Below are 25,468 nucleotides of genomic sequence, written 5' to 3' on the forward strand. Positions count from 1 at the left end.
GTTTTACGACGGCTTCGCCGCCGATCGCGGCTAACAGCCGCTCCCACAGGGTCCGATGTGTAGATACCTATGCCCCGACAGACGCCACGACCGTTACAGCTTCGTTAACAAACCTTAAACAAATAACTGCCATTTTCTTTCAGCCCGCCCACCAAGGATCGCCCTCGCCCAATGCCCGTCCTCGTCACCGGCGCCGCCGGTTTCATCGGTTTCCATCTGGCCCGCCGCCTGTGCCAAGCGGGCCTGGAGGTGGTCGGTATCGACAACCTCAATCCCTATTACAGCGTCGAGCTCAAGCAGGCGCGCCTGCAACAACTGGCGCAATGGCCGGGCTTTCGCTTCCAGGCCGTGGAGATCGCCGAGCCGACGCAGGTGCAGGCGCTGTTCGAGCAGTCCGAGTTCAGCGAGGTGTTCCATCTGGCCGCCCAGGCCGGGGTGCGCTACTCCCTGGACAATCCCGGGGTGTACGCCCAGGCCAACATGGTCGGTTTTCTCAATATCCTCGAAGCCTGCCGCCGGCATCCGCCGCGTCATCTGGTCTATGCCTCCAGCAGTTCGGTATACGGCGCCAACGCCAAGCTGCCGTTTGCCGTCGAGGATCCGGTGGAGCAACCGGTTTCGCTGTATGCCGCGAGCAAGCGGGCCAACGAGCTGATGGCCCACAGCTACGCGCATCTGTACCGCCTGCCCCTCACCGGCCTGCGCTTCTTTACCGTTTATGGCCCCTGGGGCCGCCCGGACATGGCGCTGTTCAAGTTCACCGAGGCGATGCTGAGCGGCCGTCCCATCGACATCTACAACCACGGCCTGATGGCCCGTGACTTCACCTATATCGACGATATCGTCGAAAGCCTGCTGCGCCTGCGCCTCAAGCCACCACAGGCCGAGGCCGGCACGCCGCCCTGCCAACTGTTCAATATCGGCCGCGGCCAGCCGGTGCGGCTATTGGACTTCGTCGGCTGCCTGGAGCAGGCACTGGGCATCCAGGCCCGGCGCAATTACCTGCCCCTGCAACCAGGCGATGTCCTGGAAACCTGGGCGGATGTCTCGTCCCTGGCACGCTGGATCGATTTCTCGCCAGGCATTTCCCTGGAACACGGCGTCAGCCGGTTCGTCAGCTGGTATCGCGATTTCTACCGACTCCAGCTCCCCTCACAAGCCTTCAGGTAGACCCGATGATCGAACTTTCGGTATTGATTCCGGCGAAGAACGAAGCCGAAAACCTGCCGTCGCTGCTCAGCGAGATCCGCAGCGCCCTGGCCCACGAGCACTACGAAGTGCTGGTGGTCGACGACGGCAGCGACGACCAGACCCTGGCCGTGCTGCAGCGCCTCAAGGCCCAAGGCTTCGAGCAACTGCGCATCCTCCACCACGAGCGCTCCCTGGGCCAGAGCACCTCGCTCTGGCACGCCGCGCAGGCGGCCCGGGGGCAATGGCTGGCGACCCTGGATGGCGACGGCCAGAACGATCCGGCGGATATTCCCGGCATGCTCGGCCTGGTCCGCGCCAACCCGGGCCTGCAACTGGTCGCCGGGCACCGGGTCAACCGCCGCGATACCGCGAGCAAGCGCTGGGCTTCGCGTTTCGCCAACGGCCTGCGCCGCCGCCTGCTCAAGGACGCCACCCCGGACACCGGCTGCGGCCTCAAGCTGATCGAACGCGCGGCCTTCGTGCGCCTGCCCTACTTCGACCATATGCACCGCTATATCCCGGCCCTGATCCTGCGTCACAACGGGCGCATGCAAGTGCATCCGGTCAACCACCGGCCGCGGCATGCCGGCACGTCCAAGTACGGCAATATCGACCGCGCCCTGGTCGGCATCCTCGATCTGTTCGGGGTCTGGTGGCTGATCCGCCGCACCCGCCTGAACAGCCAGGCCCAGGAGCTTGAAGGATGACCCGGGAAACCCTCTGGCTGGTCGTCGGCTTCGCCGGCCAGGCGGTCTTTACCGGCCGTTTCGTCCTGCAATGGCTGTACAGCGAGTTCAAGCGCCGCAGCATCATCCCGGTGGGTTTCTGGTACCTGAGCATGCTTGGCAGCGCCCTGTTGCTGGCCTATGCCATCTACCGCGAGGACCCGGTGTTCATCATCGGCCAGTCCTTCGGTTTTCTGGTCTACCTGCGCAACCTGCAATTGATCGCGCGCAACAAGACGCAGGAGGAATAACCCATGTTCAGAAGCGCAAGGACCGAGTGCCTGGCACTGGTCGCCCTGGCCGTGCTGCTGATGGCCGCCGGAATCGGCTGGCGCCAGCCGATGAACGTCGACGAAGAGCGCTTCCTCGGCGTCGCCCTGGAAATGCTGCAGAACGGCAACTGGTTCATTCCCCACCGCGCCGGCGAGATCTATGGCGACAAACCGCCGCTGTTCATGTGGACCGTGGCCCTGTTCACCGCCCTGACCGGATTGCCCAAGGTCGCCCTGTACCTGCCGGGGCTGATGTCGGCGGCAGTCATCACCGCCGTGCTGCACGACCTTGGCGGGCGCCTGTGGAACCGTCGCGTCGGGCGTATCGCTGCGCTGCTGTTCCTCGCCACCTACCAGAGCTATAGCATCCTGCGCACCGGGCAGATCGACAGCTTCCTCTGCCTGTGGGTCGCCCTCGGTTTCTACGGACTGATCCGCCACCTGCTGCTCGGCCCGGCCTGGGGCTGGTTCTACCTGGGCTGCGCGGCGATGGGGCTGGGCATCATCAGCAAGGGCGTGGGTTTTCTCCCGGCCTTGATGCTGCTGCCCTACGCCTGGGCCGTGCGCCGGCGCTGGCCGGGGGTGACGGTCATGCCGGGCCAGGGCTGGCGCTGGAGTCTGGGCCTGCTCTGCGTGCTCGGCGGCTGCGCGTTCTGGCTGCTGCCGCTGCTGCTGTCGATCGCCCATGGCGGCGGCGCGGCGGAGCTGGCCTATCTCAAGGAAATCCTCCTGCGCCAGACCGCCAGTCGCTATGCCAATGCCTGGGACCATCGCGAGCCGTTCTGGTACTTCTTCAGCGAGGTCATTCCCAAGTACTGGCTGCCGCTGATACTGGTGCTGCCGTGGATGCTCCCGGCCTGGCGCCGGCAACTGCACAAGCGCGACGGGCGCTTCCTCGTCCTGCTTGGCTGGGTTGCGCTGGTGCTGCTGTTTTTCAGCCTCAGCAGCGGCAAGCGCAAGCTGTATATCTTCCCGGCCCTGCCGGGGCTGGTGCTGGCCATCGCACCGCTGCTGCCCTGGCTACTCAAGCGCTGGTTCCTCGCGCGCCCGGCCTGGCGTCGGGTGTTTGTTGTGGTAACGGTGGTGTGGTTCAGCCTGTGGTTCGTGCGCGGGGTGGTCGAGCCCTTCAAGGAAGGCATCAACCCGCATGAAACCCTGATGGTGGAAGCCGAAAAGGCTACTGGTGGTGCCGAACTGGCGCTGGTGCGATGGCGCGAAGGGCACTGGCTGTTCGCTCGCCAGCCGATCGTGCATTTCGGCTTTGGCCGCTCTACCAGCGAGGATGCGCTGTACTGGATGCGCCAGCATCCGGGGTCTTTCGCTCTGGTGCCGGAAACCGAGCTCGGCCGCTGCTTCGACGCTGGCAAGGCGCGCAAGCTGGGGGATACCTCGCGGGCGCAATGGTATGTGGTCGGGGCCGACGCCGATAACGGGCAGTGCCAGGACACAGCGCCGGCCAGGGTCTATCGCTTTGGCTGGCAGGCGACACTCGACTAGGTTCAATGGCTTCATCGCTGGCAACGCCAGCTCCCACAGGTTCCGCGTCTGGCCTGGGTCTTGCGACCGATCGGAATCCTTGTGGGAGTCGGCGTTGCCGACGATGGAGCCATCAGCTTCGACATCCATGCTGCTGGGATGTGTTGTTCTTGCTGGCCTTATCGCTGCATGGGTATCTACACATCTCGAGCGAAGGCCGACGCGGTCAAGGTAGGAGCTGCTTTAGCTGCGATGGACCGCGCAGCGGGCCCAAATCCTGTCTACCCAGTGAGCCTGGAGAAACGCGGCAGACCAGGCACTGTGAATCCATGATACGGCTTGGCCAAAGGCTCGTGCGGGATGGTTTTGGGACCGCTGGCGCGGTCCATCGCAGCTGAAGCAGCTCCTACCCGGACCGCGTCGCATGGTTGGTTTGGGTAAACCGGAAGATGTGTAGATACCCATGCTCATCGCTGGCAAGCCAGCTCCCACAGGTACTGCATGCACCGGCCTTGTGGGAGCTGGCTTGCCAGCGATGAGGCCAGTAGCAACACCCTCAAATACTGCGAGTCACCCCACCATCGACCTTGAGATTCTGCCCGGTGATATACCCCGCACCCTCGCTGGCCAGAAACGCGATGGTCGCGGCGATCTCCTCGCTGGTGCCATAGCGCTTGAGCGGCACGCTGTCACGACGCTGGTCGGTCGACGGCAGGCTGTCGATCCACCCCGGCAGCACGTTGTTCATCCGCAGGTTATCGCCGGCATAGGTATCGGCGAAGATCTTGGTAAAGGCCGCCAGCCCGGCACGGAACACCGCCGAAGTCGGGAACAGGTCCACCGGCTCGAACGCCCAGGCCGTGGAGATATTGATGATCACCCCGCCCTGCTGGCGCTGCATGATCGGCGCTACCAGGCGGGTCGGGCGGATCACGTTGAGCAGGTAGGTGTCCATGCCCTTGTGCCAGTCCTCGTCGCTGATCTCCAGGATCGGCGCACGAGGTCCATGACCGGCGCTGTTGACCAGCACATCGATCCGCCCCCATTTCTCCATCACCGCATCCACCAGGCGTTGCAGGTCGGCCACCGACTGGTTGCTGCCGGTCACCCCGACACCGCCCAGTTCGTTCGCCAGCGCCTCGCCCTTGCCGGACGACGACAGGATGCCGACCTTGTAACCGTCGGCCGCCAGCCTGCACGCGGTGGCCGCGCCCATGCCGCTGCCGGCGGCGGTGATGATCGCTGTTTTTTCGACTGCCATGTTGCCTCCTGGGATTCGGACTCTTGATGTTTCGAGTCCCTACACCCTAGCAGCCGGTTCAGAGGCAAGGGAGGCAGCAACGCTTTGCCAAGCCAGTAGTTCAGCTATCGGCTGCCTGTTCCTTCAGCCATTCCTTCACCACCTGCAGCAGCGGCGACTGCTGCGCCTTGCGTGGCCAGACCAGGTAGAACGCCTTGTCCAGGCGCAGGTCCTGGCTGAACACCTGGACCAGGCGCCCGGCGGCGATATCGTCCTTGACGAAGGCATGGCTGGCCAGCGCGATGCCCTGCCCGCCGATGGCCGCCTCGATAGCCAGGGAAGTCTGGTTGAAACGCAGGTTCCTGGCGCTTGGCGGTAGATGACCGGGGAACAGCGCGGCAACGAACAGCGGCCAGTAATGGTGGGCGTCGTGCAGTGCGACAAAGCCCTGCAATGTGTCGAAGGTCTCCGGTGCCCCCTTCTCCGCCAGTAACCTCGGACTGGCCACCGCCACGATCCGCTGCTCCATCAGCAACTCGGCATTCAGCCCGCCACCGAAAGGCGGCTGGCCGTAGCGCACGGCGATATCGACGCCATCGGTGTGGAAGTGCGAGAGCCGGTCGGTGGCCAGCAGGCGCAGGTCGATGTCCGGGTTGCGCTCGGCAAAGCTGCCGAGGCGCGGGATCAGCCATTTGGAGGCGAAGGTCGGGGTCACGCTGACGGTCAGGTGGGAGGACTCGGGGCGCAGCAGGCGGGTCGCTTCGTCGATCATCGCCAGGGCACTGCGAATGCTGGCGCTGTAGGCACGACCCGCGTCGGTCAAGCCGAGGCCACGGGGCAGGCGCTCGAACAGGCGAATCTCCAGGCTCGCCTCCAGGCCACGGATCTGCTGGGCCACGGCAGCCTGGGTCAGGCCCAGTTCCTCGGCGGCCAGGCGGAAGTTCAGATGCCGCGCCACCACTTCGAACATGCGCAGGGCGTTGAGGGAGGGTAAGCTGGGGAAGCCTGCTGACATGGCGATGGGATTTCTACTGTCGTGGGAAAGATTGGCTGTCTCTCTGGATCCGCCGCAGGCTTGCTAGCCTGCGCTGGCATCAAGGACAACTGGTTCCGAGGCTACCCGCCGCACTGCGCGATGGAAACCCCGGCCAGTAGAAAAACCACCCTCTAAGCCAAGGGCACCGTCATGAAAAAGCCTGCCATCGCCGCCTTCGTCTTCCTCGGCGTTATCTGGGGCAGCAACTTCGTCTTCGTCAAGTCCGCTGCCCAGTACATCTCGCCCTTGCAGATCACCCTGCTGCGGGTGCTGTTCGGCTTCGTGCCGGTGCTGGTCTACGCCCTGCTCAGCGGCGCGCTGCGGCGTGAGCACTGGCGGCATGCCCCGCACTTCCTGGTGATGTCGTTGCTGGCCACAGCGCTCTACTATTTCGCCTTCGCCAAGGGCACGGCGCTGCTGGACACCAGCATCGCCGGGATGCTCGGCGGGGCGATTCCGCTGTTCACCTTTCTCTGCGCCTGGCTGTTCCTGCGCAGCGAGCCGCTCAGCGGGTCGAAGGTCGCGGGAGTCGGCCTGGGCTTTCTCGGCATCCTGCTAGTAGCGCGGCCCTGGTCGGCGCAGGGCGCGATCGATCCGCTGGGGGTGCTGTACATGATTTCTCGGGGCGTTGAGCGTGGGCTGTTCGTTTGTCTATGCGAAGCGCTTTATCAGCCCGCTGGGACTGCCGGCAGTAGCGCTGGTGACCTATCAGATCGGGTTGGCGCTGGTGATGTTGCTGGTGGTCACGCCGTTGCAGGGGATTGGCGCGGTGTTCGACGACACCGGAGCCTGGCTGGGCCTGGTGTTCGGGCTGGGGCTGCTGGGCACGGGGGCGGCGTATCTGGCGTATTACCTGATCGTCGCGGCGTTCGGCGCGCTGGCGGCTTCGGCAGTGACCTATATCCCACCGGTGGTGGCGCTACTGATCGGGGCCTGGCTGGGGGAACCGGTGACGGCGAGTTCGTGGGTGGCGGTGGGGTTGATTCTGGGTGGGGTGGCGTTGGTGCAGGTGCGCTTTGCGGGGTATGGATTACGGTCAAGAACCGATCCTTGAACCGTGAAGCTGTCATGCGCTTGCCTTGAATCTTGCAGTGCTCTTGAGATCAAGCGCCGTCCGCACGGCGCATCGCTGGCAAGCCAGCTCCCACATTTGTTGCAACGTACCTATGTCTGTAAGGCCATGGTTGCTCGCCTTGTTCATACGACGCGGTATCGCGTCGAGCCCAACAGTCTCCCCACGATGGATCGCCATGAGACAAAGGCTGGCAACTCAAATCCAACAGGCCATGGCGCGTTGCAACAGACGTGGGAGCGAGCTTGCTCACGAAGCGCCGTGTGGACGGCGCTCGATCTTGAGAGCGCTGCAAGGTTCCCGTCATGCACCTGCCAGCCTCGCCCCGGCATTCCGACGAGCCCGCCAAAACCAGGAACACCGCACATCGACATACGTGCTCCAGCGCTGCGACACTGGTGCCCGTTCAGCCACGCCCTCGCAAAGGACCTGCGCCATGCAAAGCCCTACCGTACTCAAGACACCCCGCCTGCTGCTCACTCCGCTCCAGTTGAGCGACGCCCCAGCCATTCAAGCGCTGTTCCCGCATTGGGAAGTCGTCCGCTATCTCGACAGCCGCGTGCCCTGGCCCTACCCCGACGACGGCGCCCTGACCTATGTGCGCGATATCGCCCTCCCCGCCATTGCCAAGGGCCGCGAATGGCACTGGATGATCAGCCTGGCCTCGGAGCCGGAGCAACGGATCGGCAGCATCAGCCTCTACGACCAGCCAGGAAACAACCGCGGTTTCTGGCTTTCGCCACGCTGGCAAGGTCAGGGGTACATGCGTGAAGCCTGCGAAGTGATCAATGGCTATTGGTTCGAGACTTTGGGCCGGCCAGTGATGCAGGTGCCAAAGGCGGTGCACAACGAGGCCTCGCGGAACGTCTCGCTGCGTGAAGGTATGCGCCTGGTAGGCACCGAGGACGGGCATTTTGTCTCTGGCCCGATGCTGAAAGAGATATGGGAGCTGACCAGGGAAGAATGGCTGCGGGCTTGAGTCCGCTTACCGCTTTACAAGACTGCTGATATCGACCTTGCCCTTGCGCAAGTTGGCCACCGCATCATTGCGCGCCACATACAAATAGACCTTGCCCTCCTTGCTCCTGGCCAAGGCCTTCATCTCCACCAGCTTTTCAAGATCGGTCCTGGCCGTGTTTTCCGAGATGTCGTGGTCATGGGTCAACTCCCTGGCCGTGAACACCCGCCCCGGTTCCCTGACGATCTTCTTCAGCAGATGCAACTGCCGGTAGTTCAAGCGCTCGCCGGCCCCGGAAGTGTCCAGCCAGGCCATCAACTCATGAAACTCCCATTGCTTCGCCCTGACGTAATCAATGAACTCCGCCATGGCCCGTTCGATGATCCGTAGCTGGTAGATCACGAAATAAGTCAGGTCGAACGCATCGGTCTCGGTGAAGACATAGGATTCCCCATATTGCATGGGCGCTTCCTTGAGCAACGCGCTGATGGAAATGTATTCGAACGCCCAATACCCCGACTTGAGCATGCACCAATAGAACAGCCCCCTCGCCGTCCGGCCGTTGCCATCGACGAAGGGATGCTCGTAGCCAAGCATGAAATGCAGAATGATCGCCTTGACCACCGGGTGAATGAACAATCGCCCGTTCTTTCCGTCATGGGCTGTATTGGCGAATGCACAGAGGTTTTCAAGTCGCTGCTGCAGCAGATGGGCCGGTGGCGGTTGGTGCGCTGCCTCGCCATCCCGGTCACCGACAAAGATGTCATCGGTTTCCCGCAGACAGCCCGGACTGACCTCTTCGTCCTTGATGCCCTCGGTCGCCAGCAGATGAAGCTCGCAGATCAACTCGACCGTCAGCGCCTGGTCCTTGTTGCGCATCGCATGCTTCATCAACCGGTAGTTGTTGAGGATCATGCGCTCGTCATCAGTTTGCGGTGCCCGCTCCTTCACCAGCATTTCCTTGGCGACCTTGCGGGTGGTCGCGGCGCCCTCCAGTTGGGCGCTGGAAATGGCTTCTTCCATCATCAGCGAGTCGACCAGGTACTTGTTGTGATGAGGTGGCTGATTGACCTCGGCGCCCAGGCGCGCGCTCAGTTGCTCGATATCGTGGATGACCTTGTGGCAGAAGTCGGTCAGATGCAGCACGAAGGGATCGCCGCACTCGCTATCCAGGCCAATGTCCCGCTGCCCGTTGGTACGGGCGATCTTGACGGCGGCCCAGGCACATTCCTTGTCGATGCCCTTGGGGACCCGGCGCATGAATTCGTGCCAATGCAGGTAGCGGCCTTTTTCATCGACCGCCTTGAAACGGTTCATCTGCTCGAAGATGTTGATACCGTGTCTGGCCAGCAAATCCGGGAAGGGAACGGGTTTCTGGATCCTGGCCATGGCTTCAACTCAATTCAGGGGAAATTGAGCTGAAACTAGGCGAGGTGGGTTTTTCTGTCAATTCAACGCAAATCCCACCCAAACTCCATGGGTCTTTTCCGAGTGCCGAAGAATGAATGAGTCGTTGATGGAAATCGAACGTGCTGCCTATGAGGAATTCGAACAGCTCTGGCACCAGGGCGCCTTCGATCAGCAGCGTCTAGGGCAGGCGTTCTACAACCACTTTCGCCTGCACAAGCTCACCAACCAAGACCCGCTCTACGAGCTGTACGAAGCCAAAGGTGAAAAAGCGCTGCGCCTGATCTCCCAGCTCTTCACCATCAAATAAGCACGCTGCAATCCAGGCACGCCGCGGTCACCGTGGGCTTCTGCGGTGATAGGCAAGCAGATTGATGTTGTGACTGCGGGCCTCATCGTCGGCAAGCCGACTCCCACAGGGTTCTGGGCCAGCCACAGTATCTGTGCTCGGCGCGGGCCCTGTGGGAGCTGGCTTGCCAGCGAATACGACAGGGAATCCACCACGGCAGTTACTACAGAACCCTCAGCATCTACCTACACCAGCTTCGCCCCGCTCGGATTTCCTGCTGCGGGTTTCCAGAGCATGCTTTTCCCCCTGCCAGGTTGTTATGGCAACTGCACACAGGGCACCCTCCGCGTGCACCGGTTTGCCCGAGCCGGTCTACCAATCTGTGTGCAGTTGCCACCCCTCCTTCATGCGCTCAGACATCAACTCCATCCTCACGCGATTTACCTCACAGCCTCTGCTCAAGGATCCAGCAAAAACGACTGCAAAATCCTACAAAACCTCCTCTAGATCCGACTTTCATGTAGGCAATTTCCCAAGCATACTTTTCCGCCTGATCAGCCGTTGCACATCTGGGAATTGCTACCTAGTCTTCGCCGGTCGCTGCGGTTTGGCGACTCGGGTTTGGTAGCCTGACTTCATTCCTTCGGACGTGCATTCGTCATCAACTCAGCCGGTTCTCTGCCGGCTGGTCTGTGTCATGGCGGCTGTACGCTGGGCGCCTTCGGGTGCGCCGGAGCTCCGAAGTCCGGTCTACCAACCTGCGTACGGTCGCCACCCAATCGTTTGGTAGCGGTTGCGTGTCGGCTCCATATCCCTTCGGAGACTACACGATGAAAAAGAGCGTTCCAGACCCACCCACCTCACCACGCCGCACCACCGCCAACATCCATTTCGGCACCTGCGCCGGAGCCCACCCACACATCTTCGCCGTCTGCCCGGACGCCGATATCGAAGATGCCCTCGCCCACCTCTCCGCAGCCATCACCTCAGCCTTCGAAACCAACGCCCAGCTTTGCGACATGCTCTCCCGCCCATTGGCGGACAAGGCATGGGCTACCTGGCAGTCGTTGGAAATCTGTCAGGCGCTGACTGAGGCGCTACGTAAAGGAGTGGCCTGCCCGCAGGTGGAGAGATAAGAGGTTGATCGCTTAACGGGCCGCCCATGCGGCCCTACAGATCCATGCAGCCAAATTTCCTGCCCCTGATATCTCTCCGATTCCGTCAGCGAACCTACTGATTTTTCCTCAACGTCTTTGGGAAACGTCTCACAGACGCTGTGGTTTCAGCTCTCTAGGCTACGAACTCCAACCTACAAGGAGTTCACTCATGTTCAGCACCAGCAACACTTCCCACGCCATCCGGGCCCTTACTCGTGCACAAGCTTGTTCATAAATCCTCCGCCTGTGCAGACCCGATCTATCGCGAATAGTCCCCCACCAGCTTTGACGCCTCTGGAAATTAGAAAATGACCAAACCTACTTCAACTTATGAGTACGACAACCAAATTCAGGAACTCCACCAAGGCGCCGCTAATCTGACCAGATACGGCTGCATTATCACCTCTCGATATATCAGGGACGTTGCATTCAGGGCGAAGTTCAATCGAGATTTTGCACATCACGTGCGACAGATTCTGTTCGACGTAAGAAACGGGAAACTGACAGTTTCTGAAGGGTTGCAGCAGGTCGAACTAGAGCACAAGAGCTTCCAGCGAAAGGCACTGGAGGTGGGAGGACTAATAACGGGCGCATCAATGGTTGTAACCGGAGTCGGTATTTGTTACGGCTCAGCTTTGACCGCATGCGCTATCGGAGCCCCTATGGCTGCTCATGGGGCGAATAATGTTTATGAGAACGCTACGAATCTTGCTAGCGGCCGTACAGATGCAGTAGGACCGCTGAGAAAAATCTACCATGGCGCGGCTGCAGTTTCCGGTGGAGACGAGAGGCATGGAAATGTCGCGTATGGAGTGGTGGATATCGGCCTATCAGGATACGGCGTTCTGAGGCTTGTAAAAAAACCGGGAGCATGGCAGCTATTCAGATCAATGAGATCAGATAAAGTTCGCGCTTTCAGGACAATGAACAAAAGAACACTATTCCTGGAAATGGCAATTAGCACCTGGACCACATACCTGGTATCACAAGAGTTCGAAAAGTGATCACAGCCATATTCTTCGCCGTAACCGCACCAACATTAATCATTGCCTTTCTATTAAGGTCAAGATTTTCTGGCGAAAACTACAGCACTTGGTCAACTATCGGATTAATGCTCTTCAACCTTATCTGCAGCGTTTTCCATCTGGAGCTAACACAGAATGGCTGCATACTGCTCTACAAATGCTCCCCGAAATTTGAAGAAAGCCATCCAATTATCTTATGGCTTTCTTTTTTTTGCATACTCCTGCACTGCCTTGCCATACCGTCAGAATTCGAACCTAGACGCTGGCTCAGGAAAAAGTTCAACCCCCGCCTGTGAATTCTCGCCAAAGAAAAAATGGGAAAGATTCATTTTGGCTCAAACGATAAGGATGGCCTGTCCGCAAGTGGCAAGATGAGAGGTTGGTCGCTTAACGGGCCGCCCATGCGGCCCCACAGGTTCATGCTTGATGGCAACTGCACGCGAGGGCGCCTTCGGGCGCATCGGGTTTTCTCTGTGGACCGGTTCGTCAACCTACATGTAGTTGGCACCCTCCCTCCCTTCCTTCCGCATCGCTCAAAGATATGAGTTCACAGTGTCCTCCAACATAGAGACCAGCTCAGGGTCCATGTAGTGGAACTCATCCGGAATATCTAGAACGTGAATTCGCTTGTGCTCCAGCAAGCGCGCGTACTCCGCCTGCAGCCTTTGCAGGTGCTTTCGCTCCATCACGAAAATGATGTCGGCCCAACGGATATCTGCCGGGCCAACGGACTTGCGAGCATTCGGGCTGGTACCCGCCGAACGAGCACTGAAACCGGCCCGCCGACGCCAAATGGTCTCAGCGGTGGGACTGCGCCACTGGTTGCGGCTGCAAACGAATAGGAGATTGGTCACTGTCGATCCGGTCGAAGAATGAATTTAGTCGATGCGAAAACCAACAGCATATGGCCTCTCGACATCATGGTTCCAGCACTGCGACACTAGGACTTGCTTCAGTCATGCCCTCGCAAAGGAACTGCGTCATGGAAAGTTCTCCCGTCCTTAAGAAAGCCCTGCTATTCAAGAGCTGCTCCCCATTGGGATGTCGTCCGTTACCTCAACATCCGCGTACCTTGCCCCCCCGACGATGGCGCGTTTAGTCGTCACATTTTAATTCCTCAAAGAATCAAGCAACCACCAAACGGTCGTGTCACCTCACCGGCACAGGAAGAAAAAATGACAGATCCAACAAACCAAAATATTGAAGCCAACCTGAATCGCTATTTGGCCCGGAACAACATGGAACAAGCCATACTTCTTACGGGAGGCTGGGGATGCGGAAAAACCCACTTCATCGATAAATTTATAGAAAAGCAGGCACCAGAAAGACTTAGGATAATAAAAATAAGCCTGTTTGGACTTAGAGCAATATCAGAGATAGAGGATCGCATACTAGGAGAATTTCACCCAATAATAACTTCCAAACCATTAAAACTACTTGGCGCTTCAGCAAAAAAGTTGACAGGGGTATTAAATCTAGATCTTTCTGGAGGTGACAACCCCGAAATTTCACTTTCAGCAAATGCAGAAAGTCTAAATTTGTTCAACTTACTAATTAGAGGAAAAACTGATTTCGCAATAGTTTTAGACGACCTCGAACGCTCCGACATCGACATCCAAGAGTTGCTCGGGTATATAAGCTACACTGTAGAAGCCTGCAAAATAAAAACCATCCTCATCGCCAACGAATCAGTTCTTGAAAAAAAACATGGAGATCGTTACAGGGAATTCAAGGAAAAAACAGTTTGCAAAACCTTTGAGATCACTCACAACGCCGAACTAGCTATCGATCTATTCCTGAAGTCTGACGCCAACTGCATTTACTCATTAAAGAAAACCATTCTGGAAACGTATGCTGCATCAGACAGCAGAAACCTTCGTTCACTAAAGCAAGTCATCGACGACTTCTCTCAAATCTTCGAAACACTGAATGAGACATACCAATCCAACCAATCATACATAACAACCCTCGCAAAAACCTTCTTTGCATTGAACATAGAGTTGAAACTATCAAATATAAATCGACATCAGATAGCGTCAGGAGAAGTTTTCCAGCCAACCTCAAAATTCAAGAAAAAATACTTCCCCTTAGACCAACCCGTACTTAAAGAGAGCTTCTGGGTCGACGCTCTATTTAATGGGGACTACTCGAAATTAAATGAGCTCACCAGCACCCTTTCACTTTTCACCAAACCAACAACCTCCGAACCAGATACTCTCTCGCAACTCAGCAACTTCAAAATACTAGAAGACGCCAAATTCGAGGAGCTAGTTCAAAAATTGGAAACCGAAATACGCAGTCACGAAGATGAACTTCCTGGGCAATTTTTAAGAAAATCCGAACTACTGGCAAATTTCATTGAAAACAACCTGAGTAACACCAGCCTATCCGAGCTATCCATCGACATAAAAGACCATGTAGAAAAATACAAAAACTCAGAGAAATGGCGGACCTCTGACATTAACTATCTCAGCCGCTATGAAGTCACTTTTTTATCAAACACCTCAGAACTTCGTGATGCTTACAATTACTTCCTAAATACGCACACCGCTGCATACAACCTCGCAAAAAACGAAAAGCGAGAAAAAATCGCATCAGAAAAAATCGATAGCTTTTATGATGCCGTATCTAATGGCAATCGTACCACCCTTATAGAACTTCTTATAAAAGAACATCCCCACACAGTCTTTTTCACAAAAATAGACCCTCAGCTCTTCGTACAGGCATTACTAGAAGGGTCGAATGAAGCGATGTTCGAGTTCATAGAGATCGCCGCTGAACGATACACAATGGATCGACTAAGAGAGCATCGAGGCAGCAACGAACTCTCTTTAGAGCTTGATTTCTGGATCAACACAAAAACAATTTTGGAAAGCAAGATTTCGACCGCACAAGCTTTGAAAGCATATAACCTCAGAAATCTTATCGACCCTACCATCATAAACTTCTGCCACATGCTTTCACCTATATAAAAACCAACAGCGCCCCCTTCAATACACGAATAGCAAATCCAACCCAAAAACTGAACTCACCTCTCAGATTACAAACAGATTACAAAGCACTATTAAAACTTGTGCTTTGTAATCTATCAGCACACACAAACTTATACTGAGTATACGCCTGCAATATCTTCGACTCCTCACCACCCCCCCACCACCGAATCCGCCCTAGGCTCCGCCCCTCCCCAAAGCACCCCACTCCCTCCATCCCGCAAAATAATCTGCCCCCGCCCATACTCCGTAGAATCACTAACCACCACCACCTCATGCCCCCGCCTTACCAGCGAGTTAATCAAATCCCGAGAAGCCCCCTGCTCCACCCCAATCTTCATCCCCCCCAACCACTGCCACCTGGGCGCATCCAGCGCAGCCTGCGGATTCAAAGCAAAATCCACCATATTCATCACCATCTGCACATGCCCCTGCGGCTGCATATACCCCCCCATCACCCCAAACGGCCCGAGCGCTTCGCCGTCCTTGGTCAAGAACCCGGGAATGATCGTGTGAAAGGTCTTCTTCCCCGCCACCAGGCAATTGGCATGCGCCGGATCCAGACTGAACTCCTGCCCCCGGTTCTGCAGGGCAATCCCGCTGTCCGGCAGCACCACCCCGGAGCCAAACCCGTGATAGTTGCTCTGGATAAACGACACCATATTCCCCTCGCCATCCGCCGTAGCCAGGTACACCGTGCCACTGGCCAGCGGATCCCCATGCACCGGCGGCTGCGCCTGCTCGCCGATCTGCGCCCGACGCCGTGCGGCATAGTCGTCGCTGAGCAGGTCCTCCACCGCCACCCGCATATGCTCCGGGTCGGTGATGTAGTGCAGCCCGTCGCTGTAGGCGAGCTTCATGGCTTCGAGTTGCCGGTGCCAGGTGAGTTGGCTGTCGCGGTGATCGAAGTCGAAGCCTTCGAGGATCTTCAGCGCCATCAACGCCACCAGCCCCTGCCCGCTCGGCGGGATTTCCCAGACATCGACGCCGCGATAGTTGATCGAGATCGGGTCGACCCATTGCGCGCGATAGCCTTCCAGGTCAGTGGCCCGCAGGTATCCACCGGTCGCCCGTGAATGGGCATCCAGGCGCTGGGCGATGGCGCCACGGTAGAAGCTTTCGCACCGGGTCGAGGCCAGCTCTTCAAGGGTCGCTGCCTGCGCAGGGTTGAAGAACATCTCCCCGGCCTTGGGCGCGCGACCGTCGATAAGGAAGGTGTCGAACCACGCCTGCAACACGCCGTCCCGATGCGGCGCGAATTCCTTCAGCGCGATTTCCCATTGATGGGCAACCACCGGCGATACCGGAAAGCCGTCGCGAGCCAGGCTGATCGCAGGCTTGAGCAGATCAGCGAACGGCAGTTTGCCAAAGCGCCCGGACAATTCCGCCCAGGCCGAGGGGCAGCCGGGAACGGTGACCGGTGTCCAGCCGTAGAGCGGCATTTCACTGTGTCCGGCCGCCTTGACGGCATCGATACCCAGGGCCGCCGGCGCGTGTCCATTGCCGGCCAGGCCATGCAGTTGCCCCTTGGTCCAGACCAGGGCAAAGGCATCGCCACCAATCCCGCAACCCGTCGGTTCGACCACGGTCAACGCAGCAGCAGTGGCAATAGCCGCATCGATGGCGTTGCCGCCCTTTTGCAGGATTTCCATCCCGGCCTGGGCCGCCAGCGGCTGGGAGGCGGCGACCATCCCGCGGCGGGCAAACACGCTCTGGCGCTGGGACGGATAGGGATATTCATGGGCAGATAGATTCAACATGACTAGGCACTCTCGGATTCATTGACCGGACTTGATCCGGTTCCATTCACGGGTAATCAGGCGCTGGATGCTGTCCGGCAGGTCGGCGGAGACGAAGGTGTGTTCGATCACATCGTCACCGGGGTAGATGCCGGGGTCGGCGCTGACCTTGGGGTCCATCAGCGCGGTGGCGTCCTTGTTGGCGTTGGCGTAGCCGACGTAGTCGCTGACCGGGGCGATCACCTCGGGGCGCAGCAGGTAGTCGATCAGGGCGTGGGCGTTGGCGCTGTTGGCGGCGTCCTTGGGGATGGCGAGCATGTCGAACCAGAGGTTCACGCCTTCCTTGGGGATCAGGTAGCGGATGTCCACCGGCTTGCCGCTTTCCCTGGCCCGGCTGCGCGCCTGCATGACGTCGCCGGAGTAGCCGATGGCGACGCAGATATCGCCATTGGCGAGGTCTGCGGTGTACTTGGAGGAGTTGAAGTAGGTGACCGAGGGGCGCAACTGCATCAGGCGCTGCGAGGCCTGTTTGTAGTCCTGCGGCTTGGTGCTGTTGGGGTCGAGGCCGAGGTAGAGCATGACCTGGGGAATGATCTTGACCGGGGCATCGAGGAAGGCGACGCCGCAGCTTTTGAGTTTTTCCAGGTTGCCCGGCTCGAAGACCATGGCCCAGGAGTCGAACACCGCGTCCTTGCCGAGTACGGCGCGGACTTTCTCTTCGTTGTAGCCGATGCCGACCGTGCCCCACATGTAGGGCACGGCGTAGCGGTTGCCGGGGTCGGCGGCTTCGAGGCGCTGCATCAGCCGTGGGTCGAGGTGCTGCCAGTTGCCGAGCAGCTTCTTGTCCAGCGGCTGGTAGGCGCCGGCGCGGATCTGCTTGGAGAGGAACTGGCTGGAGGGCACCACCAGGTCGTAACCGGAATGCCCGGAGAGCAGCTTGGCTTCGAGCATTTCATTGGTATCGAAGATGTCGTAGCGCACCTTGATCGCGCTGGCCTTTTCGAAGTTGGCCAGGGTGTCCGGGGCGATGTAGTCGGACCAGTTGTAGACCTTGACCTCCTGCTCGGCGGCCTGGGTAAACGGCATTACGGCGGCGCAGCAAAGCGCCGCGAACAAGCTCGTTGAACGCATGACGGAATTCCTTGAACAGAAGGTCAGAGCACGCGGCTGAGAAACGCCCGGGTACGCGGATGGGTCGGTCGGTTGAAGATCTGCTCCGGCGGGCCCTGTTCGATCAGTTCGCCCTGGTCGAGCACCACCACGCGGTCGGCCACTTCCTTGGCGAAGCCCATTTCGTGGGTGACCACGACCATGGTCATGCCCTCCTCGGCCAGTTCCTTCATCACCTGCAGCACCTCACCGACGATTTCCGGATCGAGGGCGCTAGTGGGTTCGTCGAACAGCATGGCCTGGGGTTTCATGGCCAGGGCACGGGCGATGGCGACCCGTTGTTGCTGGCCGCCGGAGAGCATCGACGGATAGTGCCCGCCCTTGTCCGCCAGGCCGACCCGGGCCAGCAGTTGCCGGGCCTGCTCCAGGGCTTCGGCCTTGGGCACGCCGAGCACCTGCACCGGCGCTTCGATGATGTTTTCCAGGGCGGTCATGTGCGGGAACAGGTTGAAGCGCTGGAAGACCATGCCGATATCGCGGCGCTGGCGGGCGATATTGCGTTCGGAGTCGCGCACCAGGGTGCCATCGGACCGCTCGCGGTAGCCCATGGCGTGGCCATTGACACGGATGCGCCCGCCCTGGATGTCTTCCAACAGGTTGATGCAGCGGATGAAGGTGGTCTTGCCCGATCCGGAGGCACCGATCAGCACCACCACTTCACCGCGCTTCACTTGCAGCGACACGCCCTTGAGGATCTGCAAGGCGCCGAAGGACTTGTGGATGTCCAGCGCCTCGATGACCAGTTCTTCGCTTTTCTGCGCCATGGCTCAGCGTCCTCTCAGCAGTTTCAGGGTGCCGCGGCCGAACATGCGGCTGGCGGCCGGGGGCGGCGTGCTGGGCCGGTCGGACTGGCCGAAGCGGTTTTCCAGCCAGCGCTGGAAGAAGCCCCACAGGGTGGTCAGCAACAGGAAATAGATGGCCACCACCAGGTACAGCTCGAACACGCGGAAGGTCGCCGAGGTGACCATCTGCGTGCTGAGCAGCAGCTCCTGCACGCCGATCACGCTGACCAGGGTGGTGTTCTTCAGCATCACGTTGAATTCGTTGCCGATCGGCGGAACGATCACGCGGAACGCCTGGGGCAGGACGATGCGCCGCATCAGCTTGCCGAAGGTCATGCCTAGCGAGCGCCCGGCCTCGTACTGGCCCTTGTCTACCGCACCGATACCGGCGCGGATGATCTCGGCCATATAGGCGCCTTCGTTGAGGCCCAGGGCGATGATCGCCGCCTGGATATTGCCGGGCACCACCAGGCCGAGCAGCTCGATGTCCTCGAAGCGGAAGATCCCGCCCGCCGCCAGTGCGGTGTAGAGGAAGACGATCTGCACCAGCAACGGTGTGCCGCGCATCAGCCACACGTAGAAGCGCACCGGCCATTGCAGCAGCGGGTTGCTCGACAGGCGCATCAATGCCGCCGCCAGCCCTAGCGCACAGCCCAGGGCCATGGCCAGCACGGCGATCAGGCAGGTCAGCCACAGCCCGGTGAGGTACACGCCACTGGGTTGCAGCAGGTACTGCCAGAACACATCCCAATTGAAGTTCATCGTCTGTGTTCCTCAGTCGAGCGTGTCGCTGCTGACATGCCAGGTATCCAGCAATTTGGCGTAGCTGCCATCGGCGCGCATGTCGTCGACGATCTGCTGCACCGCGGCGCTGAGCTGCTGGTCGTCCTTGCGCATGCCGAGGCCGGTGAGGATGCGGCTGAACGCCGGCACGCCCTCTTCGAACAGGTCCGGGGCCATGGCGGCGTAGTAGCCGGCGGTTTCCACCGTGGTGCCGTAGGCATCGACCTGGTTGATGCGCAGGGCCTGGAAGGCGTCGGTGTCGGTGTTGTAGACCACCACTTTCATCGGCGCCTTGCCGGCCTTGGCCAGGGCTTCGTTATGGGCGTCGAGCAGGGTCTTGATGGTGGAGCCGTTGAGCACCGCGACCTTGTGTGCGGACAGGTCGTCGAGGGTTTTCAGCGCCTTGGGGTTGCCCTTGGGCACCACCACCGCCTGGCTGGAATACATGTAGTTGACGATATCGATCACCTGGCGCCGTTCGGGCTTGTCGAACAGCTGGTCGACGATCATGTCGCACTGCCCGGCCAGCAACGCCGGGACAAGGCCGGAGAACGGGATCACCCGCCATTGCACCTGCTTGTTATCCAGGCGCTTGGCGATTTCCAGACCGAGATCGACGGTCAGGCCGCGCGGCTTCTGCGCCGCGTCGAAGGAGACCAGGGGCGGCGAATCCATCCCCGAGCAATAGGTGAGTTTTTCGACCGTCTTCAGACGCTCCGGCACCTGGGGCGCGGCGACGGCCCATTGCGTGCTCACAGCGAGGGAAACAGCCACCAGCAAGGCGCGGCGTAAATGCATGACCAGACACTCCACTTCGTTGGTAAACGGCAGGATTCAAAGTCAACACACGGGCGGGTTGTCAGTTTTGGGGCTGCTTTGCAGCCCTTCGCGACGGTTCGGCGTTCCGACAAGCTCGCTCCCACGGGAGAACTGCGACTCTGTGGGAGCGAGCTCGCTCGCGAAGGGCCGCAAAGCGGCCCCAAAGACCTGACGGTCCCACCTCTATTTTTCCGATTGCAGGAACTGGATCAGCGCCGGCACGGTGCCCTCGATGTGCTCGCGGACTACGGCTTCGGCCTTTTCGGCATCGCCGGCACGGATCGCGTCGAGGATCACCGCGTGTTCCTCGCGGGCGCTGAGGGGCTTGTCGCCGTGCTGCAGCCACAGGCGCATGGGCGCCTCGACCAGCGAGTACAGCGCGGAAATCTGCTTCATCAGGCGCGGGCGGCCGCTGAGGCTGCACAGGTATTCATGGAAGGCGCGGTGGCGACGGACCCATTGCGCGCTTTCATCGCGGTAGTCGTCCATCTCGTCGAGCATGCGTTCCAAGGCGGCCAGCTGGCGTTCGCCGATATGGCTGACGGCAACCCGCACCGCCAGGCCTTCCAGCGCGCTGCGCATCTCGAAGACTTCATGCAGCTCGGCGATATCCAGGCCGCTGACCACCGCACCGCGGTTGGGCCGCAGGGTCACCAGGCCTTGGGCATCGAGACGGCGGAAGGCCTCGCGCACCGGCATGCGGCTCATGCCGATCTCGGTTGCGATGTCCTCGGCGATCAGCCGGTCGCCCTTGCGGTAGCGACCACAGCAGATGGCCTCCAGCAGGAAGTTGTAGGCCTCCTCCTCGGCGGTCTGCGGCTGACGTTCAACGTAAGCGGGGGCGAATTGCATGGGGTGGCACCTTTGTATTTTTGTATCCAATTATCCATGGATACGAAACAGCAGGATGTGTGCCAGGTTATTCGAATGGCACTCAAGCGATTGATTTGGATGGAGAAGGTCGCTGCTCAGGCAAGTGCGGGGCGGGGGGCAGTGCTACCAAATGGCTCAGTGTGCGAACCAAAACCGTGCATTCCGGTAGCCCGGTAACAAACCGCCAACTCTGCATTGCTCTCGGGACCATCGCTGGCAAGCCAGCTCCCACAAAGTTCTGGGCCAGCCGCAGTATCTGTGCTCGACGCGATCCTTGTGGGAGCTGGCTTGCCAGCGATGACACCTTGAGAAGCACCCTGCACCTCAGCTCTGCAACAAGAGCTACGCTCAACCCAACCAATTCCCAGTGCATCACTCGGAATTTCACATTCGACCTTTGAACTATCTGGTTAATTAGCTAGCTAAGCGTATAATCGCCCCTGCATTCACACAGCGAGATACCCGGCATGACCCCTCAACCTCAGGCCTCCGGCCTAAGCAAATTCATCCTGATCGGGCTGGGCGTAATCATCGCCCTGCTCGGCCTGGCCCTGGCCGCAGGCGGTATTCGCCTGACCACCCTGGGCGGCAGTTGGTACTTCCTGATCGGCGGCCTGGCCATGGCCGTCGCCGGCATCCTGATCGCCCTGCGCAAGCCGGCCGGCGCCTGGCTGTTCGCCGCATTCCTGGTGGGTACAGCGATCTGGGCCCTGGTCGACACCGACCGGACCTTCTGGCCGATGTTCTCGCGCCTGTTCATGTTCAGCGTGATCGGCCTGGTGGTGGCCCTGGTCTATCCGCTGCTCAAGCGCGCCTCGGGCGCCAGTGGCGGACGCGGTGCCTACGCCGTCGCCGGGGTGCTGGCGATCGGCGTGGTCTGGGCAGTGGGCAACATGTTCGTGCCCCATCCCACCGTGGCCGCCAAGGGCAACGGCCCGGCGCTGACCCCGGTGGACCCGGCCAAGGCGCAGAAGGACTGGGCCCACTACGGCAACACCGAGGGCGGCAGCCGCTTCGCTGCGCTGGACCAGATCAACCGCGGCAATATCGATAAGCTGCAAGTGGCCTGGACCTACCGCACCGGCGATATCGCCATCAGTGACGGCAACGGTGCCGAGGACCAGCTGACCCCGTTGCAGATCGGCAACAAGGTGTTCATCTGCACCCCGCACAACAACCTGATCGCTCTCGACGCGGATAGCGGCAAGGAGCTGTGGCGCAACGATATCAACGCCCAGTCCAAGGTCTGGCAGCGTTGCCGTGGCATGGCCTACTTCGACGCCACCCAACCAATCGTGCAGCCGACCCAGCCGAACAGCATCCCGGTGATCGCCGCCAGCGTGCCGGCCGGTGCCGCCTGCCAGCGTCGCCTGCTGACCAACACCATCGACGCCCGCCTGATCGCGGTCGACGCCGATACCGGCGCGTTCTGCGAAGACTTCGGCAACAAGGGCCAGGTCGACCTGAAAGCCGGCCTCGGTGATGTGCCGGACTCCTACTACCAACTGTCCTCGGCTCCGCTGATGGCCGGCACCACCGTGGTGGTCGGCGGTCGTGTCGCCGACAACGTGCAGACCGACATGCCCGGCGGCGTGATCCGCGGCTTCGATGTGATCACCGGCGCCATGCGCTGGGCCTTCGACCCGGGCAACCCGGAAGACAAGCAAGCCCCAACCGACGGCAGCACCTACGTGCGCAGCACGCCGAACAGCTGGGCACCGATGTCCTACGACGCGGCGATGAACACCGTGTTCCTGCCGATGGGCAGCTCGTCCACCGACCTTTACGGTGCCGAGCGCACCGCGCTGAACCACAAGTACGGCGCTTCCGTGGTCGCCCTCGACGCCAGCACCGGCGCCGAGAAGTGGGTCTACCAGACCGTGCACAACGACCTCTGGGACTTCGACCTGCCGATGCAGCCGAGCCTGATCGACTTCACCAAGGACGACGGCAGCCAGGTTCCGGCGGTGGTGATCGGCACCAAGGCCGGGCAGATCTACGTGCTCGACCGCGCCACCGGCCAGCCGCTGACCAAAGTCGAGGAAGTCCCGGTGAAAACCGCCGACATCCCCAACGAGCAGTACTCGCCGACCCAGCCGCGCTCGGTGGGCATGCCGCAGATCGGCGCGCAGACCCTGACCGAGGCCGACATGTGGGGCGCCACCCCGTATGACCAGTTGCTGTGCCGCATCGACTTCAAGAAGATGCGCTACGACGGCCTGTACACCGCGCCGGGCACCGACCTGTCGCTGAGCTTCCCGGGCTCCCTGGGCGGGATGAACTGGGGCAGCCTGTCGACCGACCCGGTCAACGGCATGATCTTCGTCAACGACATGCGCCTGGGCCTGTGGATCCAGATGATCCCGTCGGCCAACAAGGGCCAGGCGGCTGGCGGCGGTGAAGCGCTGAACACCGGCATGGGCGCGGTACCGCTGAAAGGCACGCCGTATGCGGTGAACAAGAACCGCTTCCTGTCGGTCGCCGGCATTCCGTGCCAGGCGCCGCCCTACGGCACCCTGACCGCCATCGACATGAAGACCCGGCAGATCGCCTGGCAGGTTCCGGTCGGCACCGTGGAAGACACCGGCCCGCTGGGTATCCGCATGCACCTGCCACTGCCGATCGGCCTGCCAACCCTCGGCGGCACCCTGTCGACCCAAGGTGGCCTGGTGTTCATCGCCGGCACCCAGGACTTCTACCTGCGCGCCTTCGATAGCGGCAACGGCCAGGAAATCTGGAAAGCCCGCCTGCCGGTCGGCAGCCAGGGTGGCCCGATGACCTACGTTTCGCCGAAGACCGGCAAGCAGTACGTGGTCATCACCGCTGGCGGCGCCCGCCAGTCCACCGACCGCGGCGACTACGTGATCGCCTACGCCCTGCCTTGACCCCTCCAGCGCCCGCCCTTGTGGCGGGCGCTCGTTTTACCCTGGAATGACCCGAATGTTTGCTTCCCCGCGTTACCTTCCCGCCGCGCTGCTCGGCGCGTGCCTGATTCCTTCCCTCGCCGCTGCCGACAGCACCCTCACCGGTGACTGGGGCGGTCTGCGCAACCAGATGGACGCCGACGGCATCCGCTTCACCGGCGACTACAGCGGCGAGACCGTGTACAACGCCCACGGCGGCCTCAAGCGCTCGGCGCGCTACTCGCAGAACCTCAAGCTCGGCGTGCGCTTCGACCTGGACAAGCTGCTCCAGGCCGAGAATGCCGGGGTGATCCAGTTGACCATCAACGACCGTCGCGGCAACGACGGCTCCGGCGACCTGGTCGGCAACCGCCTGCCCCTGCAGGAAAACTACGGCGGTCTGTACACCCGTCTCACCGAACTGAGCTACGAGCGCACGCTGTTCACCCCGGACCTGGACGTAAAGCTCGGCTACATGGCCATGGGCAACGACCTCGGCGGGCTCGACAGCGGCATCCTGTGCAACTTCATGAACGCCGGTTTCTGCGGTCATCCGCTGAACATGTCCGGCGGTAGCGGCTGGACCAACTACCCCAACGCCCGCCTCGGTGTGCGGGTGAAATACAGCTTCGACCCGGCCTGGCAACTGCGTGTCGCCGCCTTTGCCGTCGACCCGGACAGCAATGGCAACTCCAGCCGCGCCTGGAACATCACGCCCAAGCACAAGACCGGCACCGTGGTCCCGGTTGAGCTGGTGTACAAGAAGCTCGACGGCCTGCCGGGCGAATACAAGGTCGGCTGGTACTACGACAGTTCCGATGCCAAGCGTATCGGCAGTGACGAGGAAGTCGCCGGGCGTGGCGGGCACTATGTGCTGCTGGACCAGGCCGTATGGCAGGCCGCCGACCTCCACGGCCAGACCCTACATGTGTTCGGCCAGGCGGCTGCGGCCAGCTCGGCAGCGTCGCCGTTCAGCAAGTGGTACAGCACCGGCGTGGTGCTCAAGCAGCCGTTCGCCAGCCGCCCCAACGACACCGTCGCCCTCGGCTTCGGCCGCGCCGTACCAAACCCGCGCAGCCGCGAAGTGCAGGAGCAGACGGCGCTGGCCAATGGCGAGGACTTCCCGAGCCTGGGCAATGCCGAGCGCTTGATCGAACTGAGCTATGGCTACCAGGCCACACCGTGGCTGATGTTGCGGCCGGATGTGCAGTACGTGATGGAGCCGGGGGCGTTTTCCGGCAGTGATATCGACAATGCGCTGGTGTTTGGCTTGCAGGTCAAGGCGACGCTCTGAGGGGGTGGCTGCGGGCCTCATCGCTGGCAATGCCAGCTCCCACAAATTCCTGTGTCGAACCTGAATCCTGCGGCCGACCCGGAGCCCTGTGGGAGTCGGCATTGCCGACGATGAGGCCATCAGCCTCGACATCGATCTTGCTGATCGGGGTGTTCTTGCCGGCCCCATCGCTGGCAAGCCAGCTCCCACAGATTCCTGTGTCGAACCTGAATCCTGCGGCCGACCCGGAACCCTGTGGGAGCCGGCGTTGCCGGCGATGAGGCCATC

The 25,468-nt window shown here is 60.7% G+C and carries 22 protein-coding genes; 12 read left to right on the top strand and 10 right to left on the bottom strand.

Going from position 1 to position 25,468, the window contains the following annotated elements; translation table 11 throughout:
- The first annotated feature begins 171 nt into the window (after window positions 1-171).
- Genes ACODSK_RS27950 through ACODSK_RS27965 form a run of 4 tightly spaced genes read left to right on the top strand, consistent with a single transcriptional unit; the run spans window position 172 to window position 3,685 of the window.
- A complete protein-coding gene (locus tag ACODSK_RS27950) occupies window positions 172-1,170 on the top strand; it encodes an NAD-dependent epimerase/dehydratase family protein (RefSeq protein WP_489020714.1) in 999 nt (332 codons plus the stop codon).
- Between the two features lie 5 nt (window positions 1,171-1,175).
- Window positions 1,176-1,898: a glycosyltransferase family 2 protein gene (locus ACODSK_RS27955; RefSeq protein WP_489020716.1), complete on the top strand. Its 723-nt coding sequence runs from the start codon at window positions 1,176-1,178 to the stop codon at window positions 1,896-1,898.
- Window positions 1,895-2,167 carry a lipid-A-disaccharide synthase N-terminal domain-containing protein gene (locus tag ACODSK_RS27960; protein ID WP_489020718.1) on the top strand — a complete coding sequence of 91 codons (273 nt, stop codon included), beginning with the start codon at window positions 1,895-1,897 and terminating at the stop codon, window positions 2,165-2,167. Before ACODSK_RS27955 ends, ACODSK_RS27960 begins: the two co-directional genes overlap by 4 nt.
- 3 nt (window positions 2,168-2,170) lie before the next feature.
- On the top strand, window positions 2,171-3,685 hold the full coding sequence (locus tag ACODSK_RS27965; protein WP_489020719.1) for an ArnT family glycosyltransferase: 1,515 nt from the start codon (window positions 2,171-2,173) through the stop codon (window positions 3,683-3,685).
- Window positions 3,686-4,220: 535 nt separating this feature from the next.
- Here the strand turns inward: ACODSK_RS27965 and ACODSK_RS27970 are convergent.
- Together ACODSK_RS27970 and ACODSK_RS27975 are read right to left on the bottom strand one after the other, a co-directional pair.
- Window positions 4,221-4,925 carry an SDR family oxidoreductase gene (locus tag ACODSK_RS27970; protein WP_489020720.1) on the bottom strand — a complete coding sequence of 235 codons (705 nt, stop codon included), beginning with the start codon at window positions 4,923-4,925 and terminating at the stop codon, window positions 4,221-4,223.
- 100 nt (window positions 4,926-5,025) lie between these two features.
- A complete protein-coding gene (locus ACODSK_RS27975; protein WP_489020721.1) occupies window positions 5,026-5,919 on the bottom strand; it encodes a LysR substrate-binding domain-containing protein in 894 nt (297 codons plus the stop codon).
- Window positions 5,920-6,090: 171 nt separating this feature from the next.
- Between ACODSK_RS27975 and ACODSK_RS27980 the strand changes: the two genes are divergently transcribed.
- The gene (locus tag ACODSK_RS27980; protein ID WP_489020722.1) at window positions 6,091-7,023 is read left to right on the top strand and encodes a DMT family transporter; all 933 of its coding nucleotides are present in this window, start codon (window positions 6,091-6,093) and stop codon (window positions 7,021-7,023) included.
- A gap of 425 nt (window positions 7,024-7,448) precedes the next feature.
- A complete protein-coding gene (locus tag ACODSK_RS27985; protein ID WP_489020723.1) occupies window positions 7,449-7,991 on the top strand; it encodes a GNAT family N-acetyltransferase in 543 nt (180 codons plus the stop codon).
- A gap of 6 nt (window positions 7,992-7,997) precedes the next feature.
- Here the strand turns inward: ACODSK_RS27985 and ACODSK_RS27990 are convergent, their stop codons facing one another.
- Window positions 7,998-9,359 carry a Fic family protein gene (locus ACODSK_RS27990; protein ID WP_489020724.1) on the bottom strand — a complete coding sequence of 454 codons (1,362 nt, stop codon included), beginning with the start codon at window positions 9,357-9,359 and terminating at the stop codon, window positions 7,998-8,000.
- 127 nt (window positions 9,360-9,486) lie between these two features.
- On the opposite strand from ACODSK_RS27990, the gene ACODSK_RS27995 reads away from it, so the two are divergent.
- The 3 genes from ACODSK_RS27995 to ACODSK_RS28005 all read left to right on the top strand — a co-directional run bounded on the left by ACODSK_RS27995 (window position 9,487) and on the right by ACODSK_RS28005 (window position 11,827).
- Window positions 9,487-9,687 carry a hypothetical protein gene (locus tag ACODSK_RS27995; protein WP_489020725.1) on the top strand — a complete coding sequence of 67 codons (201 nt, stop codon included), beginning with the start codon at window positions 9,487-9,489 and terminating at the stop codon, window positions 9,685-9,687.
- An 809-nt stretch (window positions 9,688-10,496) separates the two neighbouring features.
- The gene (locus ACODSK_RS28000; protein WP_489020727.1) at window positions 10,497-10,802 is read left to right on the top strand and encodes a hypothetical protein; all 306 of its coding nucleotides are present in this window, start codon (window positions 10,497-10,499) and stop codon (window positions 10,800-10,802) included.
- Window positions 10,803-11,131: 329 nt separating this feature from the next.
- Complete coding sequence (locus ACODSK_RS28005) at window positions 11,132-11,827, top strand: DUF4225 domain-containing protein (RefSeq protein ID WP_489020729.1); 696 nt, start codon at window positions 11,132-11,134, stop codon at window positions 11,825-11,827.
- 554 nt (window positions 11,828-12,381) lie between these two features.
- Here the strand turns inward: ACODSK_RS28005 and ACODSK_RS28010 are convergent.
- On the bottom strand, window positions 12,382-12,702 hold the full coding sequence (locus tag ACODSK_RS28010) for a low molecular weight protein tyrosine phosphatase family protein (protein ID WP_489020731.1): 321 nt from the start codon (window positions 12,700-12,702) through the stop codon (window positions 12,382-12,384).
- 321 nt (window positions 12,703-13,023) lie between these two features.
- On the opposite strand from ACODSK_RS28010, the gene ACODSK_RS28015 reads away from it, so the two are divergent.
- Window positions 13,024-14,820, top strand: coding sequence for a P-loop NTPase fold protein (locus ACODSK_RS28015; protein ID WP_489020733.1), 1,797 nt, complete (start codon window positions 13,024-13,026; stop codon window positions 14,818-14,820).
- A gap of 167 nt (window positions 14,821-14,987) precedes the next feature.
- Here the strand turns inward: ACODSK_RS28015 and ACODSK_RS28020 are convergent, their stop codons facing one another.
- The 6 genes from ACODSK_RS28020 to ACODSK_RS28045 form a co-directional block, all read right to left on the bottom strand.
- Window positions 14,988-16,598, bottom strand: coding sequence for a gamma-glutamyltransferase family protein (locus ACODSK_RS28020; RefSeq protein WP_489020735.1), 1,611 nt, complete (start codon window positions 16,596-16,598; stop codon window positions 14,988-14,990).
- Window positions 16,599-16,616: 18 nt separating this feature from the next.
- Window positions 16,617-17,663, bottom strand: coding sequence for a polyamine ABC transporter substrate-binding protein (locus tag ACODSK_RS28025; RefSeq protein ID WP_489020747.1), 1,047 nt, complete (start codon window positions 17,661-17,663; stop codon window positions 16,617-16,619).
- A gap of 68 nt (window positions 17,664-17,731) precedes the next feature.
- Complete coding sequence (locus tag ACODSK_RS28030; RefSeq protein WP_489020737.1) at window positions 17,732-18,511, bottom strand: amino acid ABC transporter ATP-binding protein; 780 nt, start codon at window positions 18,509-18,511, stop codon at window positions 17,732-17,734.
- A 3-nt stretch (window positions 18,512-18,514) separates the two neighbouring features.
- Entirely contained in the window at window positions 18,515-19,291 is a 777-nt protein-coding gene (locus ACODSK_RS28035) for an amino acid ABC transporter permease (protein ID WP_489020738.1), read from the bottom strand.
- Between the two features lie 12 nt (window positions 19,292-19,303).
- Complete coding sequence (locus ACODSK_RS28040; RefSeq protein WP_489020740.1) at window positions 19,304-20,110, bottom strand: ABC transporter substrate-binding protein; 807 nt, start codon at window positions 20,108-20,110, stop codon at window positions 19,304-19,306.
- Between the two features lie 204 nt (window positions 20,111-20,314).
- The gene (locus tag ACODSK_RS28045; RefSeq protein WP_489020742.1) at window positions 20,315-20,983 is read right to left on the bottom strand and encodes a GntR family transcriptional regulator; all 669 of its coding nucleotides are present in this window, start codon (window positions 20,981-20,983) and stop codon (window positions 20,315-20,317) included.
- Between the two features lie 488 nt (window positions 20,984-21,471).
- Here ACODSK_RS28045 and ACODSK_RS28050 point away from each other — a divergent pair, with 488 nt between their 5' ends.
- Window positions 21,472-23,889, top strand: coding sequence for a glucose/quinate/shikimate family membrane-bound PQQ-dependent dehydrogenase (locus tag ACODSK_RS28050; protein WP_489020744.1), 2,418 nt, complete (start codon window positions 21,472-21,474; stop codon window positions 23,887-23,889).
- Window positions 23,890-23,944: 55 nt separating this feature from the next.
- Window positions 23,945-25,201: a carbohydrate porin gene (locus ACODSK_RS28055; RefSeq protein ID WP_489020745.1), complete on the top strand. Its 1,257-nt coding sequence runs from the start codon at window positions 23,945-23,947 to the stop codon at window positions 25,199-25,201.
- Window positions 25,202-25,468: the final 267 nt, after the last annotated feature.

Source organism: Pseudomonas sp. FG98 (assembly GCF_057808595.1).